Below are 17,886 nucleotides of genomic sequence, written 5' to 3'. Positions count from 1 at the left end.
TTTATTTATTGAATTTGATACGTTCCTTTAACCATAAAGATGCAGTCAGCGGTTGCAACAACACCTCTTCCGTCATCACGCGGAACAATGAGATGATGATTTGCCGGAACAGCAACGCCACCCGAAAGATCATAGCCTAAAGTGACATCGGATATGCCTCCTAAATCTGTTGCAATCACATTTGCGCTTCCCATGCGAAGAATCATTTCTGCACCCATACCGCCAACCAACTTCTGTCCCGCGGAAAGGTTAACAAGCTGATACTGTGTTTCCTGCCTGATTTCCGGCTTAAAAACCTCGGTCAAGTAGCTTAAAGAGATAACCGGATCAGAATCACTGCCGGGAGTTGCCGCAACAGCATATGTAACGGCAAGACCTGCTACCACCAATCCAATAAGCACATTTCTTTTTTTCACATTCATTCCTCCTTGGTTCGCAGTATTCCCTCGCTTAAGCCGAAACTGATTTCAAGAGCAATATCTACTTTTTCCATCATCTTTAAGTCTGCAGAACCGATTTTTTCTTTTAATCTTTTTTTATCCAAGGTTCTTACCTGCTCCAGAAGAACCACAGAATCTTTTGCAAGCCCATATCTTACAGCATCCAGCTCCACATGCGTCGGCATCTTATTTTTGTTGATTTGTGAAGTGATTGCTGCTACAATAACTGTCGGGCTGTACTTGTTGCCGATATTGTTCTGTATAATAAGCACGGGACGTACACCACCCTGCTCCGAACCGACAACCGGACTTAAGTCCGCATAATAAATATCGCCACGCTTAACATTCACGCTTTACTCACACTCCGAAAGTTTTTCCTCACAGGTTGCAAAAGCTTCATTTTCAGCAACCAAACACATTTCGGCATATTCTAAGTTAACAGCGCCGGATTCAATATATCCCTGTTTTAACGCTTGCTGCATTTCTTTTAAAGATGCAGCTTCTGTTTTCTTTTTCTTTCTGCTGCACATATCCGGGACCTCTCAAATTATAATTTGTGATAAAACCACAATTCATTATACCATTTTGAAAGGACTCGGTCAATACCAATATTATGACAATTCTTGAAAAATGTTACATAGGAAACTCACCTCACAACATAATCTTCAAAGATATTGTTTACCGCAAGTTTCCAATTCATACATCTAAAGTAAAATTTCACGGAATGCTTCGGGCAGATATGTGATTAAATCACAAGCCGTAAGAGAAAAATATGTCTTTTCCTTTAACGCAATATCTCCCGCAAGTCCATGCAGATAGCATCCGCAGAATGCGGCGTGAAGCGGCGTAATTTTCTGTGCTGCCAAACCGCCGATAACACCTGCCAAAACATCTCCCGAACCACCTGTTGCCATTCCCACATTGCCCGTAGGATTCAAAAAAAACTTCTCACCGTCCGATATAACAGTGCCTTCTCCTTTTAAAACCAAAACCAGATTGTTCGTTTGTGCGTATTTTTTTGCGTTATTTTCACGTTCTGCCTGCACGAAGGAGATTTCCAGATTCATCAACCGAGCCATTTCTCCGGGGTGTGGTGTTAAAATCAACATGCATTTTCGTTTGATGTGAAAAAGCTCAGGATTTTCCGCCAGTACATTCAACGCATCCGCATCCAAAACCAACGTGCCGGTAAAAGTCTGCAGTAAAAATTCAAGAATGGCGGCTGTGCCTGCACATTTTCTTGCACCCATACCAAACACAACGGTATTTACTTTCGGTAAAAAACTTTTTATTGTCTGTCTTGCCGAAGCGGAAAGCATACCATTTTCATCCGGCAATGGCAAAACCATACACTCTGTCAGCTTCACAGAAACGATGTCCGCAATTCTTTCAGGAACTGCGACAGTCACAAGCCCTGCACCGGATTTCAGGGCGCTTTGTGCCGTCATACAAACAGCACCTGCCATTCCGTAGCTGCCGCCAATTACAAGAACATGTCCGAAATCACCTTTGTTCTGGTGCGAAAATCGCACAGGAAGATTGTTTTTAATCAGTTCATGCGTTAATTGCATTTTATCTCACCTTACCCGGCATAACACGTTTTAAATGTGCCAAAACGCGTTCATCACCTTTTATCACTACGCTCATAGCTACTCCGCCCTTGTTCGCTTTTACAACATAGTTATCCGAAGCGTTCATGAACTCGGATGCCATATAAATTTTTGTGTTTTTCAGTTCACTTTCACCCACATCAGAAAGCTTAGCAATGTATTCAATTTCATCCCCTTCAACACGGATGTAATCTTTTCTTTTTTTCTTGCTCAAAATTTTATCTACACGAATTTCTTTATCCACAAGGCAATATTCAAATTCCATATCAAAAGAAAGCAAAAGACGATATGCGAGATAAATAATCAGAGCAACAGCGATTACACTGAAAGCGCCAAGATATTTTGCGGATACAGCCACCAAAATAAATCCTAAAAGCACTACAAAAAACGATTTCAATTCATCTGTTCCGTTTTTCTTTTTCTTTACCAAAACTTCTGTTATATTTTCCATTGTTTTTCTCCTTGATTTTACTTTTTATTCAGTATATCATATTTTGACAAAATCTGCAAGAACTTTGTATATAAAAAACGGAAAGCAAATACTTTCCGTTTCAGACTGTCGAAAAAGTCGTTCTACCGCAAGCAAAGAACTATTTGTTATTCTGAGCGAAGCGAAGAATCTCCGGTTTGAACAGATGTTGAATGGAGCGGAATCTATCGAGGATTCCGCTCCATTGCTTGCTTTTTGTCAATTTGAACTCTACCGTACCTCTGTACGCCGACGAATTCAAATTGACAAAATATAACTTCCTTTTTCGCGCTCTGACAGCGTGTCGATAGGTTTATCGACACGCTGAAACGGAAAGCAAATGCTTTCCGTTTAATTTTTTAATACATACCCATTCCGCCGCCGGGCATACCGCCACCTGCCGGCATAGGTGCTTCCTTCTCAGGCTGATTTGCAACAACACTTTCGGTTGTCAGAACAACGGATGCTACACTTGCTGCGTTCTGCAATGCGCTTCTGGTAACCTTTGCAGGGTCAACAATACCTGCCTGAATCATGTCTTCATACACTTCGGTTAGTGCATTAAAGCCAATACCTTTGGGGCTGTTGATGATTTTATCCACGATTACACTGCCTTCGAGACCTGCATTTGCAGCAATCTGCTTTACGGGTGCTTCTAATGCTTTCTTTACAAGCAGTACACCGGTTTTTTCATCGCCTGCAGTTTCTTCAAGCATTTTGTCAAGGGCAGGAATTGCATTAATATATGCGGTACCGCCACCGGGCACAATACCTTCTTCAACTGCTGCGCGTGTTGCAGCAAGAGCATCTTCGATGCGCAGCTTCTTTTCTTTCATTTCCACTTCAGTTGCTGCGCCTACGCGGATAACAGCAACACCGCCGGAAAGCTTTGCAAGTCTTTCCTGCAGTTTTTCTCTGTCAAAATCAGAGGTAGTTTCTTCAATCTGAGCCTTAATTTGTGCAACACGGCTTGCAATTTGCTGAGAATCGCCTGCACCATCAACAATGATAGTGTTTTCTTTCTGCACTTTAACCTGCTTTGCACGACCAAGCTGTTCAACCGAGGTTTCTTTCAAATCGAGACCTAAGTCATCGGTAATTACCTGACCACCGGTAAGAATAGCGATATCTTCAAGCATTGCTTTTCTCCTGTCACCAAAGCCCGGTGCTTTCACTGCAACGCAAGTAAAGGTGCCACGAAGTTTGTTTACAAGCAAGGTAGCAAGTGCTTCGCCTTCAATATCTTCAGCAATGATTACAAGCTTCTGACCGGACTGAACAATCTGTTCCAAAACGGGAAGAATTTCCTGAATATTGGAGATTTTCTTATCTGTAATCAAGATGTATGCATCGTCAATTACAGCTTCCATCTTATCGGTATCGGTTACCATGTAAGGAGAAATGTAACCGCGGTCAAACTGCATACCTTCAACGATATCTGCTGTGGTTTCTGCAGTTTTGGATTCTTCAACGGTAATTACGCCATCGCTGGTTACCTTTTCCATTGCATCGGCAATCAACTGACCGATTTCATCATCTGCAGCAGAAACAGCGGCTACGCGGGCAATATCTTCCTTGCCCTTCACCTTTTCGCTGTTTGCTTTAATGGTTTCTACAACCTGATCTACAGCTTTGGAGATGCCTTTTCTGAGTACCATCGGATTTGCACCTGCTGCAACGTTTTTGATACCCTCATGAATAAGCGCCTGTGCCAAAAGTGTAGCGGTTGTGGTACCGTCACCTGCAACGTCGTTGGTTTTGGTCGATACTTCTTTTACAAGCTGTGCGCCCATATTTTCAAAAGGATCTTCCAGTTCAATTTCTTTTGCGATGGTTACACCGTCATTTGTAATAAGCGGTGCACCGAATTTTTTATCCAGTACAACATTTCTGCCTTTAGGGCCTAATGTTACTTTTACGGTGTCAGCAAGCTTGTTTACGCCGTTTTCGAGGCTTTTTCTTGCTTCTTCACCAAACAAAATGTCTTTTGCCATTTTTTACTCCACCTTTCATTAAAATTAGTCAACAATTGCCAAAATATCACTTTGTTTTAAAATGGTATATTCTGTGCCGTCAAATTTCACTTCAGTACCTGCATATTTGCTGGTAATTACTTTGTCGCCCACTTTAACTTCCATAACCACTTCTTTACCGTCTACAACACCGCCGGGGCCTACTGCAACAATTTCAGCCATCTGCGGTTTTTCCTTTGCAGAACCGGGAAGAACAATACCGCTTGCGGTAGTTTCTTCCGCTTCAATCATTTTAATTACAACTCTGTCACCTAAAGGTTTAATGTTCATGTTTTTTCCTCCTTTTAGCCGTTTAGCACTCTACACTCTTGAGTGCTAATAATACTATTTTACACTATTTTACAAATTTGTCAATACCTTATTGAAAAATTTCCCAAAAAATATACACATCTGCAAATAGATATGCAGGTGTGTATAACTTTATGCTCTGTTATTCCGTTTCAGAATCATGTGAAGCGGTGTTTTCAAGTTTGTTTTTACGATAGTTCGCAGGCGAAATATTCATATGCTTTTTAAACAGTTTACTGAAATGGAAATAATCTTCATATCCGACGTTGGCGCTGATTTCATAAAGAGAAAGATCGGTATTTTCCAAAAGCTCCTTAGCTTTTTTTAAGCGACACTCTACGAGATACGCAGTAAACGATTTGCCGGTTTCCACTTTAAACAGATTGCTTAAATAACTCGGATTTAAAAAGAATTGCTGTGCCAGATCATTTATCATGATTTTGCGGTCATAATTTTCCTGAATATAGTCTGCAATTTCTTTCACAATAGCACGAGAGCTTGTTTTTCCGGAGCGTTTTCTGTTTGTTTCACCCAGACACTGTGTAAGATACGCAAAATACGCATCAAGCGAGCCGAATTGGATTGCCAGGTTTTTGACATCAGCATCTTTTAAGTCATCATCCAGTTCAAAGTGTATCGCGATATTTTTTAACACCTCCGAAAGTTTATCTCCGGTTACGCGCTGTTTGCGAAATTCGTCAGGTAAAATTTTAAGCAACTCATTTTTGTTCGCAATTGACTTCTGTCTGGAAACCATATTTAATATTTCCTGAACGTTGACATCATTGAAATAATAAGCATTCAGTTTTTGGTTTGTAACAAACGCGGCGTCCAATGCGTTTTCAGCCTGGATAAATGCAGAACGGAATTTTCTTTTCTGTCGCATAATCCGACTTAAGCCCAAATACACGGAATGAGCTTCACAGAAATCTCTCAGGTAAGCAAACATGTTTTTGTAGGTAATCAGATTAAAAATGCCCGATTGACTTTGAATATAAAGAAGACATTGTTTGCCAGACAGCGGTAAAACCGTCAGGTGCATCGGAAAATCCGACAGCAGATTCTGCATGGTTTCGGACGGTTCTTTTGCAATCGCCAGAACAAAGGCATCAGAAACATGGGGAACGCCAATATCGTTAATCAGTTCTTTTTGCGTTTGTTCATCATCGGCACCGTCTAAAAGCAGATACAGCTTTTGCGCTTTGTCCCACTTGCGCATCTGATCTGAAACACCGGCCTGTTCATCCAGTTGCTTTTTGATTTTGTTCAATGTCGACACAAGTTCTTCTGACTCGACAGGTTTTAACAAATAGCCATCTGCACCAAGATCGAGTGCTTTTTTGGCATATTCAAATTTGCCGTAAGCGGTTACAAAAACACTTTTAAACGAAATATCTGACGATGCATAGCTTTCAAGCAACTGTATGCCACTTAAGCCCGGCATACGGATATCACTGATTACAACATCCGGTCTTTCGGATTCTATCAGTTGTTTTGCGCTTTCAGCGTCATTTGCCTCGCCGACAATTTTAAAGCCTAGCTTTTCCCAGTCCAGGAGGCTTTTTATATCCTCCAAGACCCAGGATTCATCATCAATTAAAAGTACGGAATACATATTCATCACTTCTTTTATAGGGTATTTGTATCGCAACTGCGGTGCCTATATTTTTCCAGCTTCTTACCCGGACACCGTAGCCATCTCCGTAAAGGGAACGTATTCTGTTCTGAATATTTACAAGTCCGATACTGTTTTTGGCATCATTTGTATCATAGATGCTCTTTTTCTCTTTTAAGGATAAACTGAGTTTTTCCATCTCTTTTGCAGACATGCCACAACCGTTGTCGGTTATCAGTATCGTAAGATTGTCGTCCTTTCGCTTTGCGGAAACGCGGATACTCCACTCTCCTTTTTTAGTATTAAACGCGTGCAAAATAGAATTTTCAACAACAGGTTGTAAAATCATTTTAGGCACTTCGCTGTTCATTATATCATCATTTTCATCAAAAATCAACTGTAATTGTTCTCCAAGTCGCATTCTTTGGATGTATACATAATGCCTGATATTTGTAAACTCATCCTGAAGCACCGTCTTGTCCTGCATATTGGAAGCATAACGGAGCATATGCACAAGACTGCTGATCATATTTGACACCTCTTCGGTTGCCCCTTTACGGGACATCGCCCGAATACAGCTTAAGGTATTGTACAGAAAATGAGAATTGATTTGTGACTGCAGAAGGCTTAATTCAAATTGCTTACGTTCAAGCTCTGTTTCATACAGACGTTGTTGTGTGGAGAAAATCTTTTTTGTAAGGCCTTGAATCTCATCGACCATATTGTTAAAATTATCTGCGATAAATGTAACCTCGTTTTTTGCCGAAAAAGCGATTTTGTGCTTAAAGTCACCGGATGCAACGCGGTCAATTGCCTCTGCAAGGCGTGTAATGGGTTTTGTGATGCTCATGTTGGTGATGGTTGTAAAAATCATACCCAAAACAATAATAATGATAATATACACTAAAATAGTGTTCCCGACCGTTACGCTATGACTGTAAAGCACCTCTTCCGGCACCATAACTACAACCTCCCAGCCACTTTCGGCTGAGCGTTTGATGTTATACTTATATGCGTCACCATCAATCTCAATGGTTGAAACATAGGAATCCGTACCCTCGGGCATACTTTCATGCATGGATAAGACAGGAATCTTTTCATCGTGTTCCGGTTGAAAAACAAGATTTCCGGAGGAATCGAGCAGTAAAAAACGTTCTTTTCCATCATATAAATCTGTCTCGAAAATCTGAAGTAATCTTTGCTTGTCCGCAAGCATAACGACATATCCGAGTTTTTTACCCGTGTCAAAGCTTTTTATAGTCTTAACAGCCGCTATCTGATTCTGATTATTTTTACTTTCAATCGCAAGAAACGCGCCGTTATCAAAATCCACCTGTTCTTTCTTTAAAAGATTGTGTAAAAAGCTTGTATCCGCCCCGTTTGAAGCACTGATAATTTCGTTACGGTTGGTTACCACATATCCTTCGCGAATGGTTGGGTTCAGCAAAATGACATTCTGAAGCTGTGCACTGAGCATTTCCGAGTCGGAATCTGCAATAAACATATCCGTCTGGCTTAAAACAGACTGAACCTCTTCATCTTTCGAAAAAACGTCGGTGAGTGTGTTTACGGTATTAAAATATTCATCCATACGGTCTGCCATCAGCTCGAAGTTGGATGTTAAGGATTCGGTCACAAGCTCATTACTGTCCTGCTCGAACACATGATATGTAATAACACTGAAAAGAACAACCGTTAAAATCGCAATCAGCGTGTTGGTTACGGTCATCTGAATACGCAATTTGTATTTTTTCAGATTGATTTTCTTCATATATTATTCTCCGTTATAAGGAATTCCGAAATAATCATAGGCAAGCTTGGTTGCGACTCTCCCTCTGGGAGTGCGACTGATGAAGCCCAGCTGGAGTAAATACGGCTCGCATACATCTTCGATAGTATTGCTTTCTTCGCCAATAGATGCAGAAATGGTTTCAAGTCCTACGGGACCACCACCAAAAGAATGAATGATGGTATCCAGCATTCTTCTGTCCATAGTGTCTAAGCCAAGCTTATCCACTTCCATGCTGTTTAAAGCTTCGTCTGCCACCTGCTTTGAAATGATTGAATTGGATTTGATTTGCGCAAAGTCGCGTACACGTTTTAACAGGCGATTTGCAATACGAGGAGTACCACGGGAACGCTTGGCAATTTCGATTGCACCATCCTCCTCCAAAATAACATCTAAAATAGATGCAGAACGTTTTATAATATCGGTAAGTTCTTCGGTGGTATACATTTCCAAGCGACTGATATACCCAAATCGGTCACGAAGAGGTGCAGATAAAAGACCTGCTCTTGTGGTTGCACCAATTAAAGTGAATTTCGGCAAAGCGACACGAACGGTTTTGGCAGAAACGCCTTTGCCGTACACAATATCAATGACAAAATCCTCCATTGCGGGATAGAGAATTTCTTCCACGCTTCTGGAAAGTCTGTGAATTTCGTCAATAAACAGAATATCGTTTTCATTTAGATTTGAAATGATTGCCGCAAGGTCACCGGGGCGTTCGATTGCAGGACCAGAGGTTACACGGATGCTGACACCCATTTCGTTGGCAATGATACTCGCAAGGGTTGTTTTGCCGAGTCCGGGCGGTCCGTAAAGCAAAACATGGTCAAGCGGTTCGTTACGCATTTTTGCCGCCTCAATAAAGATTTTTAAGTTTTCCTTGGCTTTACTCTGCCCCACATATTCGTCCAATTTCCGTGGGCGAAGAGAGACTTCTATGTCCTGGTCATCCGTTGTATATGTAGATGTGATGATTCTGTCTTCCATTTATTTTTCTCCTTATCTGTTACGCATTAAGTTTCGCAGAGCTGCACCTACAATCTGCTCTACCGTACCTTCAAGACCAACAACAGCTTTTGCTGCTTCACTTTGGGTATACCCCAGTGCAGTTAACGCTTCAATCGCTTCATTATTGACAGAAGCTGTTTCAGGCTCGCTTTGCAAAACGACACCTTCTACTCCGAAGCCTTTAAATTTATCTTTCAGCTCTAAAATGACTCTTTGTGCAAGTTTAGGACCTACCCCGGGCGCTTTGGTTATGGTTTTAACATCGCCACTTAATACTGCTGTAATCAATGCATTGGGTTCAACTGCCGAAAGAATGGCAAGTCCGACCTTCGGACCGACACCCGATACGGAAATGAGAACTTCATATATTTCTTTGTCGTCCATAGAAAGAAAACCGAACAATTCCATTGCATCCTCGCGGACATGATGATATGTATAAAGCTTCACGAGCTTTCCGATGGACGGAAGCTTTGAAAGCACCGATGCAGGAACGTGGATTCTGTATCCGATTCCGTTATTGTCTAAAATAACATATCCGTTTCCTGCATATTCAAGAGTTCCACTTATAAATGCGTACATAAAAACCTCCTATTTGTTAAAGACCAAGCTTATTTGAAAGAGATGCAGAGTGCGCATGGCAAATTGCCACCGCCAATGCATCCGCTGTGTCGTCGGGCTTTGGAATTTCATTTAATTTTAAAAACATTTTCACCATTTGCTGAACCTGATTTTTATCGGCTCTGCCATATCCGGCTACCGCCTGTTTTATCTGAAGCGGTGTGTATTCTGCCACTGGCTTGCTTGCGTTTTCTGCTGCTAAGACCAGCACGCCTCTTGCATGACCGACTGCAATCGCAGTAGTAACATTGGTATTAAAGAAAAGCTCTTCAATGGCAACCACATCCGGATTAAAGGTTGCAATCAGCTGTGTCATGCTGTCGTATACCATTTTTAAACGCTTGGGCAAGGGAGTGTGTGCAGGTGTTGTGATTTTGCCGTAATCAATCACTTTAAACTGATTACTTGTATATTCTATCACACCATACCCCACAATTGCAACCCCGGGATCAATTCCTAATATTCTCATTTATGCACCTCGAGTGTATATTTTTTCAAAAAATGTATAAAAAATTAAAATTAACCCTTGATTTTTTGTAAAAAGTGTTGTATAATCATCTTTAGACAATTTAAAAAATGTCGAAAGATATTAAAAAGGTAAAACATCAATTACTATTTTACCAAAAAATCGGAGGAAATGCAATATGTCAAAAGAAAAAGTTATTCTTGCGTATTCAGGCGGTCTGGATACTTCTATTATCATTCCGTGGCTGAAAGAAAATTACGACTATGAGGTTATCGCAGTTTGCGGTGACGTTGGTCAGGGTAAAGAAACCGAAGGCCTAGAAGAAAAAGCACTCAAGACCGGTGCATCCAAGCTTTACATCGAGAATCTGCAGGAAGAATATGTTAAAGATTTTATCTGGCCTACTTTAAAAGCAGGTGCAGTTTATGAAGGAAAATATCTTTTAGGTACCTCTCATGCCCGTCCGTGTATTGCAAAGCGTTTGGTTGAAATTGCAGAAGCCGAGGGCGCAACCGCAATTTGCCACGGCTGTACCGGTAAAGGGAATGACCAGGTTCGTTTTGAACTGACCATTAAAGCACTGGCACCGCATCTTAAGATTATAGCTCCCTGGAGAATCTGGGATATCAAATCCCGTGAAGAAGAAATTGATTATGCGGCAGCACGCGGTATTCCGGTACCTGTTACCAAAGAAGATAACTACTCCATGGACAGAAACATCTGGCACCTTTCCCACGAAGGTATGGATTTGGAAAATCCCTGGAACGAGCCCCAGTATGAAAAGCTGTTAAAGCTTATGGTTTCTCCCGAATCTGCTCCCGACACTCCTACATACACTGAAATCGAATTTGTAGAAGGTGTTCCGGTAGCAATCGACGGTGTTAAATATGACTCCCCCGTTGAGCTTTTGAAAAAAGCAAACGAGCTTGCAGGTGCAAACGGTGTTGGTATTGATGATATCGTTGAAAACCGTCTGGTTGGTATGAAGAGCCGTGGTGTTTATGAAACTCCCGGTGGTACACTTCTGTATGCTGCACACAAAGAGCTTGAATATCTCTGCTTAGACAAGCAGACTCTTCACTATAAAGCAGACGTTGCAAACAAGTTTGCAGATTTGGTATATGACGGTTTGTGGTACACACCTTTACGCGAAGCGCTTTCTGCCTTTGTGGATGAAACCCAGAAGACTGTAACCGGTACCGTTCGCATGAAGCTTTACAAAGGCAACTGTATGCCTGCCGGTGCAAAATCTCCGTACTCTCTGTACGATGAAGATATCGCAACCTTCTCTGAAGATGAAGTTTACGATCAGAAGGATTCTGCAGGCTTTATCAATCTGTTTGGTTTGCCGCTTAAAGTCCGTGCAACCATGCTTAAGAGAAATAAAAAATAATAGCTTTGAAAAGCGGAACCCTTTCGTTCCGCTTTTTTATTGAAAGGAACGATTGTTATGAAACTTTGGGGCGGTCGGTTTAACAAAGCAACCGATAAAAAGGTGGATGATTTTAATTCCTCTATCTCCTTTGATGCTCGCCTTTATAAGCAGGATATCACAGGGTCGATTGCACATGCTACCATGCTTGGCAAAGTGGGCATTATTTCCGAAGACGAAAGTGCTCTGATTTGCAAAACGTTAAAAGAAATTCTTGCAGATGTAGAAGCCGGTAAAGTAGAATTCATGATTGACGCTGAAGATATTCACATGAACGTAGAAACCATTCTGATTGAGCGCATTGGTGATGTGGGTAAAAAACTGCACACCGGCAGAAGCAGAAACGATCAGGTAGCTTTGGATATCCGTATGTATGTAAAGGATGAAATTGTTGAAATTTCAGGGATGCTTAAAAAGCTTTTAGAAACCATTCTGGATATGGCAGACAAAAACAAGGACACCATTATGGCAGGTTATACCCATCTGCAAAAAGCTCAGTCCATCACATTTGCCCATTATTTAATGGCATATTTTCAGATGTTCAAGCGTGACCTTGAACGGTTGCAGGATGTGTATAAAAGAACAGATGTTATGCCTTTAGGCTCGGGGGCGCTTGCAGGAACAACCTTCCCGCTCGACCGTTTGTTTGTGGCAGAACAGTTGGGGTTTGCTTCCATAACCGAAAACAGCTTAGACGGTGTTTCGGACAGAGATTTTGCCATTGAATTGCTTTCTGCTTTGTCTTTGATTTCGGTTCATTTAAGTCGTATGAGTGAAGAAATGATTCTGTTTAATTCTCATGAATTTTCTTATGTAGAAATGGACGATGCATTTTCAACCGGCTCGTCTATTATGCCGCAGAAGAAGAATCCTGATATTGCAGAGCTTGTACGCGGCAAATCGGGACGCGTATTTGGTGATTTAATGACACTTCTTACGGTTATGAAAGGCATTCCGCTTGCATACAACAAAGATATGCAGGAAGACAAGGAAGCAATTTTTGATGGTGTAGACACCATTAAAATGTGTCTGCCTGTGTTCACCGATATGCTCGCAACCATCACCTTAAAGAAAGATAATTTAAGAAAAGGTGCGGCGGGCGGATTCACAAATGCCACCGACTATGCGGATTATCTGGTAAAAAAAGGTATTCCGTTCAGAGAAGCACACAGCATTTCAGGAAAAACTGTTTTTTACTGCATTTCAAAAGATAAAGCTCTAGAGGATTTGACCATTGACGAATTTAAAGAATTCTCCCCTCTGATTGAAGAGGATGTGTATGATGCCATTTCGTTGGAGACTTGTGTAAATGAAAGAAAGATTTACGGAGGTCCCGCAAAAGAAGCAGTTGAAACAGCTATTCAAAACGGTAAAGCGTTTTTAAGTAAATTTTAACTTAAAAAAGGTCGTAGCAAAATGCTACGACCTTTCTTGTATAAAGTTTACTTTATTGTTTTTTGTTAACGCCGGTATGCTTTTTACCTTTGCGTTCCACTTTCTTTTTGTTGCCATGTTCGTCCATAATATAGACACTTTCCATGGTATTTGTAAAACCCTGACGGAATGCCTGAATGTATTTTTGGCGAAGCTCTGCTTGTTCATCCTTTTCCGTTTCGGTTAACCCTTCTTCTCTGGACTTTTTAGCCAATTCATTGATTCTTTTAATCAGTTCTGTCATAAAAATCACCTCAAACTATGTTTAGTTTAGTATAACACAATTTAATTCGAAAATCAAGCTATTGGTTATTCAAATTCGGCGTAAGCTGTGCGAGCATACCACCGTCAACCACAAGCTCAGCACCGGTAGTATTACGGGACATATCGGATGCAAAGTACATAACAGCATCTGCGATATCCTGAAACTCTGCTATATCACGAATTGGTGTTTTGTTTGCAAGTGAGTTTTTTACATCGTTTTCATTGTTGTACCACCGACTTGTTTTTATCATGCCGGGAAGCACGCAATTGGAGCGAATACCATATTTCCCCCAGTCCACTGCAAAGGATTTGGACATAGCAAGAATAGCGCTTTTAGATGAACAGTACGCACATCGGTTTTCGGTTACGCGCAAAGCAGAATTGGATGTAATAAAAACAATAGAACCTTTTTGCTTTTCTTTCATTTGTTTTGCTGCTTCTCTTGACATCATAAAATTCCAGGCGACATTGATGCGGTAAACATCCATAAACGCTTCGATATCCACTTCAAGGCTGTTTTGTCCGATACCAAGATTTGCAGCATTCAATACCAAAACATCCAATAAAAAGCCGTTTTTACGGATGTCTTCAAATATAGCGGTGGTTTCTTTCTGATCAAAGGTAATGGTTTGATATCCTTTTACATACACACCATAGGTATCTTTTAATGTTTGTACTGCAGAATCTACTTTTTCCGAAACTCTGCCACTGATAAAAACATTATATCCTTCTTTGGCAAAGGTTTCTGCGATTGTATATCCTGTGCCGTATGCTGCTCCTGTTACAAAAACTGATTTATTCATATGTTTCTCCTTACCACTCAGCGTTGCTGCCGTCTTCATAATATTGACGCGGCGTTGTCCATTTTCCGTCGTACAATTTGTCTTTCAAAGCATCTTCATCAAGCTCAACACCAAGACCGGGGCCAACCGGCACATCAATATATCCGCCTTTAACTTCAAAGGGCTTTTTAATGTAGCCAACACCCAAATCGGATTTATCCGGATTGCCCGGATGCTCCTGTACAAGAAAATTCGGGACGCAGGCATCTAACTGTAAGCACGATGCAAGCGAAATAGGTCCTAATGGGTTGTGCGGTGCAATGGTGCCGTAATACATTTCAATCATGGATGCAAGCTTTCTTGCCTCAAATATGCCGCCAACATGGCACAAATCAGGCTGAATGACACTGACTGCCTGCTTTTCAATCAACTCTCTGTACTGCCATTTCCCAAACAGGCGTTCTCCAGCCGCAATGGGAATAGAGGTTGAACGGGCAATTGTGACCATACTGTCCACATTTTCAGGCAGACAGGGTTCTTCGATGAACATGGGATAATAAGGTTTCAATTCTTCCGCCAAGCGAGTGGAAAGTGCAGGAGATACTCTGCCATGGAAATCAATTGCAAGGTCTACACTGTTTCCGATTCTTTCGCGCACTTTTTTAAAACGTTCTACATGCTTTTGCATGTTTTCGGGTGTTTCGATTTGTTTGATAGGTGGAATAATAGAATATTTTAGTGCGGTATATCCTTCTTTTAATCGTTCATCTGCCATGGAAAGCATTTGCTCAATAGGAAATTCTCCTGCAACACCTGCAAGCTTGATGTGAGTATACATGCGGATTTTATCGCGACATTTTCCGCCTAACATTTCGTAAACGGGACAATTGTAATATTTTCCCTTGATATCCCACATTGCTTGTTCAATACCGCTAATTGCAGAAAGCATCAAAGGACCGCCCCGATAAAAACCACCCCGGTATAATGCTTGCACATGGTGTTCGATTTGCATCGGGTCTTTCCCGATGAGGTAGTCTTCAAATTCATGTATAACCGCTTCTACTGAATGTGCATGTCCTTCTAAAATCGGTTCACCAAGACCAATAATATCTTTATCTGTATGCATTTTAAGAAACATCCAGCGCGGCTTAACATGGATGAGTTCCAGCTTTGTTATTTTCATGATATCACTCCTTAATTTATCTCTATAATATAGAGTAACGCATATATTTACAAGAAACAATACTATTTTTCAGCAATTCGCAACAAACTTTTTCGCCTTGACGAACTTTTTTGTATGTGATAAAATAGAAAAGAGGCGGTGATACCATGTTCAGAATTATATGTGAGACGCCTTTCCGTCAAAGCGTATGGTGCGAAGAGATTCTGAGTGGATTGCTTTCCGCACTGAAAAAAAGAAGAAAAAAATACACAGAAATACAATCTGAATCCGGTTTGATGAAAAAAGATACTCTTTTTGTTTTAGGAACAAACCCGGTTTGGCTTAACAACATTGTCTGTTACGCTAATTCGCTTGGCGTAACGCCTGTTCTTTTTGCACCGCGCACACAACAAATAAACGGAAAGTATCACAGTGTATATACGGATTTAAATTGTCTGATGGAGCACCTTTTGCAATGCTTTCCCGGAAATGTTGCGCTTTACGGTGTAAACCCGGATTCTGTTTCTGACACGGTGCGTTTAGAAGGTTTTAACCGATTTTCACCGGATGCTCCTGTTTTTTATAACTTGGGTTCGCTGGATAAATGCTTTGCTTCTTTTGTACCTTATATTGGTAACGTGAATACCGTGATATGCGTTAACGGTTTGGCTGCGACCTCGCTTGCACAAAAGCTGAATGCATCATTTCCGGAGATTTCAGATAAAATTACAATTATTTCCTGTACAAAAAATTTTGAGAATGCAGAGCTTTCAAAGCAAATTATATCGATTGATACGCAGTATGATACATTAGGACAAGCAGCGCTTTTAATAGCAGATGCATGTAGAAATCAGAACAATATTTCATGTATGACCATTACACAAAGCTACAAAACTGATATATTTCCAAGCACACAAACGGCTTCTGTTTTAAAAACAGAAGCACCATCTTTCCCGTTTTACCAGGATGATGAGATGATGAACTTGCTAAAAATAGATAATCTGTTGAAGCATTGCGATGAGCTTGATATTCAGATTTTAAGACTTGTATTAGATGGAAAAAACTATGCGCAAATTTCAGAAAAATGTTTTATTTCGGAAAGCTCGGTAAAATACCGTGCAAAGAAATTTTTGGAGATTACCGGAAAAGTTTCCAAGCAAGAGCTTGTTAAGTCTTTAAAAGAATATTATAAATAAAAAAACGAAGGCATATGCCTTCGTTTTTCAATCTTCAAAAAGTGGTGTAGAGAAATATCGTTCAGCGGTATCGGGAAGAACGGTTACAACGGTTTTGCCTTTGCCTAATTTTTGGGCAAGCTTCATTGCTGCCGCCACATTTGTGCCGCTGGAGATGCCACACATTATTCCTTCTTTGGATGCTAAATCCTTGGAGGTCTGAATGGCTTCTTCATCTTTAATAATACAGATATCGTTATAAATTTCCTGATTTAAAATGGCAGGAATGATACCGTCGCCGATGCCCATTTGCAAATGGGTACCGATAGATCCACCCGAGAGCATTGCAGCATGCTCAGGCTCAACTGCCCAGATTTCGATATCAGGATTTTTGCTTTTTAACGTTTCGCCAATGCCGGTAATGGTACCGCCTGTGCCGATGCCCGAGCAAAAACCGTGAATCGGCTTTCCAACCTGTTCTAAAATTTCAACACCGGTTCTTTCTCTTTGTATCGCAACGTTTGCAGGATTTTCGAACTGCTGAGGTACAAATACATTTTTATTCTCTCTCTGCATACGGAGTGCTGTCTCTAAACATTCTTCGATACATGCACCGATGTTGCCTGCATCATGAATCAGAACCACTTCTGCGCCGTAATGCTGAACAAGCTTTCTGCGTTCTTCGCTTACAGAATCCGGCATAATAATTTTGGTTTTGTATCCCCGAACCGCGCCAACCAACGCAAGTCCGATACCCTGATTTCCGCTTGTAGGTTCTACAATAATTGTATCTTTATGTATCAAGCCCTTTTTCTCGGCATCCAAAATCATATTATATGCCGTTCGGGTTTTGATGGAGCCACCCACATTCAATCCTTCAAATTTGACTAAAATCTCAGCACTTTCGCCATCTGTCATATTTGAAAGACGAATGATGGGCGTATTCCCCATTGCTTCTAGAATATTATTGCATATCATGTTGCTGTTCACCTCATTAAATATATATACTATATTCTAACACACAAATCTGCTTTTGACAACAGAAATTTTTAAAAAAGGGAATGTAAAAAAAGTCCGGACCGCAAAAACGCGAGTATAAAGGCAAACAAAGTTTGTACAAACTTACAAGAACAACACCAAATGAAGAAAACACGCAAAACTTTGCGTGTTTTCTTTTGATAAATGCGTTTTTGCTATGAACAAACTTCGCCTCTCGACGTACCTTTGTACGCCTTCGGGTAACCCCAAACCGCGCTATATCGCGGTTTGGGCTCAGTTTGTCCATTCCAAACATTTTTTCC

At 40.9% G+C, this 17,886-nt stretch carries 19 protein-coding genes; 3 read left to right on the top strand and 16 right to left on the bottom strand.

Features of this window, described 5'->3' with window-relative positions; genetic code table 11:
- Window positions 1-5: 5 nt before the first annotated feature.
- The 12 genes from IJE10_02970 to ruvC all read right to left on the bottom strand — a co-directional run bounded on the left by IJE10_02970 (window position 6) and on the right by ruvC (window position 10,339).
- The gene (locus IJE10_02970; protein ID MBQ2967070.1) at window positions 6-416 is read right to left on the bottom strand and encodes a hypothetical protein; all 411 of its coding nucleotides are present in this window, start codon (window positions 414-416) and stop codon (window positions 6-8) included.
- A gap of 2 nt (window positions 417-418) precedes the next feature.
- Entirely contained in the window at window positions 419-790 is a 372-nt protein-coding gene (locus IJE10_02965; GenBank protein ID MBQ2967069.1) for a type II toxin-antitoxin system PemK/MazF family toxin, read from the bottom strand.
- Between the two features lie 3 nt (window positions 791-793).
- Complete coding sequence (locus IJE10_02960; GenBank protein MBQ2967068.1) at window positions 794-970, bottom strand: hypothetical protein; 177 nt, start codon at window positions 968-970, stop codon at window positions 794-796.
- Window positions 971-1,144: 174 nt separating this feature from the next.
- Window positions 1,145-2,011 (bottom strand): NAD(P)H-hydrate dehydratase, encoded by an 867-nt coding sequence (locus IJE10_02955; GenBank protein MBQ2967067.1) that lies wholly within the window; start codon window positions 2,009-2,011, stop codon window positions 1,145-1,147.
- 1 nt (window position 2,012) lies between these two features.
- Entirely contained in the window at window positions 2,013-2,501 is a 489-nt protein-coding gene (locus IJE10_02950; protein ID MBQ2967066.1) for a hypothetical protein, read from the bottom strand.
- Between the two features lie 377 nt (window positions 2,502-2,878).
- A complete protein-coding gene (gene groL, locus IJE10_02945; protein MBQ2967065.1) occupies window positions 2,879-4,513 on the bottom strand; it encodes a chaperonin GroEL in 1,635 nt (544 codons plus the stop codon).
- 24 nt (window positions 4,514-4,537) lie between these two features.
- Window positions 4,538-4,822 (bottom strand): co-chaperone GroES, encoded by a 285-nt coding sequence (gene groES / locus IJE10_02940; protein ID MBQ2967064.1) that lies wholly within the window; start codon window positions 4,820-4,822, stop codon window positions 4,538-4,540.
- 160 nt (window positions 4,823-4,982) lie between these two features.
- Window positions 4,983-6,455 carry a response regulator gene (locus IJE10_02935; protein MBQ2967063.1) on the bottom strand — a complete coding sequence of 491 codons (1,473 nt, stop codon included), beginning with the start codon at window positions 6,453-6,455 and terminating at the stop codon, window positions 4,983-4,985.
- A complete protein-coding gene (locus tag IJE10_02930) occupies window positions 6,433-8,226 on the bottom strand; it encodes a sensor histidine kinase (GenBank protein ID MBQ2967062.1) in 1,794 nt (597 codons plus the stop codon). Before IJE10_02930 ends, IJE10_02935 begins: the two co-directional genes overlap by 23 nt.
- A gap of 3 nt (window positions 8,227-8,229) precedes the next feature.
- The gene (gene ruvB, locus IJE10_02925) at window positions 8,230-9,231 is read right to left on the bottom strand and encodes a Holliday junction branch migration DNA helicase RuvB (protein ID MBQ2967061.1); all 1,002 of its coding nucleotides are present in this window, start codon (window positions 9,229-9,231) and stop codon (window positions 8,230-8,232) included.
- 12 nt (window positions 9,232-9,243) lie between these two features.
- Entirely contained in the window at window positions 9,244-9,831 is a 588-nt protein-coding gene (ruvA, locus tag IJE10_02920; GenBank protein MBQ2967060.1) for a Holliday junction branch migration protein RuvA, read from the bottom strand.
- 16 nt (window positions 9,832-9,847) lie between these two features.
- Window positions 9,848-10,339 carry a crossover junction endodeoxyribonuclease RuvC gene (gene ruvC, locus IJE10_02915; GenBank protein MBQ2967059.1) on the bottom strand — a complete coding sequence of 164 codons (492 nt, stop codon included), beginning with the start codon at window positions 10,337-10,339 and terminating at the stop codon, window positions 9,848-9,850.
- A 175-nt stretch (window positions 10,340-10,514) separates the two neighbouring features.
- On the opposite strand from ruvC, the gene IJE10_02910 reads away from it, so the two are divergent.
- A complete protein-coding gene (locus IJE10_02910) occupies window positions 10,515-11,729 on the top strand; it encodes an argininosuccinate synthase (GenBank protein ID MBQ2967058.1) in 1,215 nt (404 codons plus the stop codon).
- A gap of 57 nt (window positions 11,730-11,786) precedes the next feature.
- Window positions 11,787-13,163: an argininosuccinate lyase gene (argH, locus tag IJE10_02905; protein MBQ2967057.1), complete on the top strand. Its 1,377-nt coding sequence runs from the start codon at window positions 11,787-11,789 to the stop codon at window positions 13,161-13,163.
- Between the two features lie 52 nt (window positions 13,164-13,215).
- On the opposite strand, the gene IJE10_02900 is transcribed toward argH, so the two are convergent.
- From IJE10_02900 to dgoD, 3 genes are read right to left on the bottom strand one after another with little or no spacing between them, the layout of a single operon-like run.
- On the bottom strand, window positions 13,216-13,446 hold the full coding sequence (locus IJE10_02900; GenBank protein MBQ2967056.1) for a DUF896 domain-containing protein: 231 nt from the start codon (window positions 13,444-13,446) through the stop codon (window positions 13,216-13,218).
- Window positions 13,447-13,504: 58 nt separating this feature from the next.
- Window positions 13,505-14,269, bottom strand: a complete 765-nt coding sequence (locus tag IJE10_02895) for an SDR family oxidoreductase (protein ID MBQ2967055.1) — start codon at window positions 14,267-14,269, stop codon at window positions 13,505-13,507.
- A 10-nt stretch (window positions 14,270-14,279) separates the two neighbouring features.
- Window positions 14,280-15,431: a galactonate dehydratase gene (gene dgoD / locus IJE10_02890; protein ID MBQ2967054.1), complete on the bottom strand. Its 1,152-nt coding sequence runs from the start codon at window positions 15,429-15,431 to the stop codon at window positions 14,280-14,282.
- Between the two features lie 146 nt (window positions 15,432-15,577).
- Between dgoD and IJE10_02885 the strand changes: the two genes are divergently transcribed.
- Entirely contained in the window at window positions 15,578-16,606 is a 1,029-nt protein-coding gene (locus IJE10_02885) for a hypothetical protein (GenBank protein ID MBQ2967053.1), read from the top strand.
- A gap of 27 nt (window positions 16,607-16,633) precedes the next feature.
- Here the strand turns inward: IJE10_02885 and cysK are convergent, their stop codons facing one another.
- Window positions 16,634-17,563, bottom strand: coding sequence for a cysteine synthase A (gene cysK / locus IJE10_02880; protein ID MBQ2967052.1), 930 nt, complete (start codon window positions 17,561-17,563; stop codon window positions 16,634-16,636).
- Window positions 17,564-17,886 lie beyond the last annotated feature (323 nt).

Source organism: Clostridia bacterium (assembly GCA_017410375.1).
Classification (GTDB): Bacteria; Bacillota; Clostridia; order RGIG6154; family RGIG6154; genus RGIG6154.
This window is presented reverse-complemented; position numbering and strand designations above follow the sequence as displayed.

What these genes read in the sequence shown, in the direction of transcription:
- argH (MBQ2967057.1), top strand. Translation starts at nt 11,787, where the DNA reads ATGAAACTTTGGGGCGGTCGGTTTAACAAAGCAACCGATAAAAAGGTG.
- ruvC (MBQ2967059.1), bottom strand. Translation starts at nt 10,339, where the DNA reads ATGAGAATATTAGGAATTGATCCCGGGGTTGCAATTGTGGGGTATGGT.
- IJE10_02955 (MBQ2967067.1), bottom strand. Translation starts at nt 2,011, where the DNA reads ATGCAATTAACGCATGAACTGATTAAAAACAATCTTCCTGTGCGATTT.
- IJE10_02930 (MBQ2967062.1), bottom strand. Translation starts at nt 8,226, where the DNA reads ATGAAGAAAATCAATCTGAAAAAATACAAATTGCGTATTCAGATGACC.
- IJE10_02935 (MBQ2967063.1), bottom strand. Translation starts at nt 6,455, where the DNA reads ATGTATTCCGTACTTTTAATTGATGATGAATCCTGGGTCTTGGAGGAT.
- IJE10_02960 (MBQ2967068.1), bottom strand. Translation starts at nt 970, where the DNA reads ATGTGCAGCAGAAAGAAAAAGAAAACAGAAGCTGCATCTTTAAAAGAA.
- IJE10_02900 (MBQ2967056.1), bottom strand. Translation starts at nt 13,446, where the DNA reads ATGACAGAACTGATTAAAAGAATCAATGAATTGGCTAAAAAGTCCAGA.
- groES (MBQ2967064.1), bottom strand. Translation starts at nt 4,822, where the DNA reads ATGAACATTAAACCTTTAGGTGACAGAGTTGTAATTAAAATGATTGAA.
- ruvA (MBQ2967060.1), bottom strand. Translation starts at nt 9,831, where the DNA reads ATGTACGCATTTATAAGTGGAACTCTTGAATATGCAGGAAACGGATAT.
- IJE10_02895 (MBQ2967055.1), bottom strand. Translation starts at nt 14,269, where the DNA reads ATGAATAAATCAGTTTTTGTAACAGGAGCAGCATACGGCACAGGATAT.
- IJE10_02950 (MBQ2967066.1), bottom strand. Translation starts at nt 2,501, where the DNA reads ATGGAAAATATAACAGAAGTTTTGGTAAAGAAAAAGAAAAACGGAACA.
- IJE10_02910 (MBQ2967058.1), top strand. Translation starts at nt 10,515, where the DNA reads ATGTCAAAAGAAAAAGTTATTCTTGCGTATTCAGGCGGTCTGGATACT.
- cysK (MBQ2967052.1), bottom strand. Translation starts at nt 17,563, where the DNA reads ATGATATGCAATAATATTCTAGAAGCAATGGGGAATACGCCCATCATT.
- ruvB (MBQ2967061.1), bottom strand. Translation starts at nt 9,231, where the DNA reads ATGGAAGACAGAATCATCACATCTACATATACAACGGATGACCAGGAC.
- dgoD (MBQ2967054.1), bottom strand. Translation starts at nt 15,431, where the DNA reads ATGAAAATAACAAAGCTGGAACTCATCCATGTTAAGCCGCGCTGGATG.
- IJE10_02885 (MBQ2967053.1), top strand. Translation starts at nt 15,578, where the DNA reads ATGTTCAGAATTATATGTGAGACGCCTTTCCGTCAAAGCGTATGGTGC.
- groL (MBQ2967065.1), bottom strand. Translation starts at nt 4,513, where the DNA reads ATGGCAAAAGACATTTTGTTTGGTGAAGAAGCAAGAAAAAGCCTCGAA.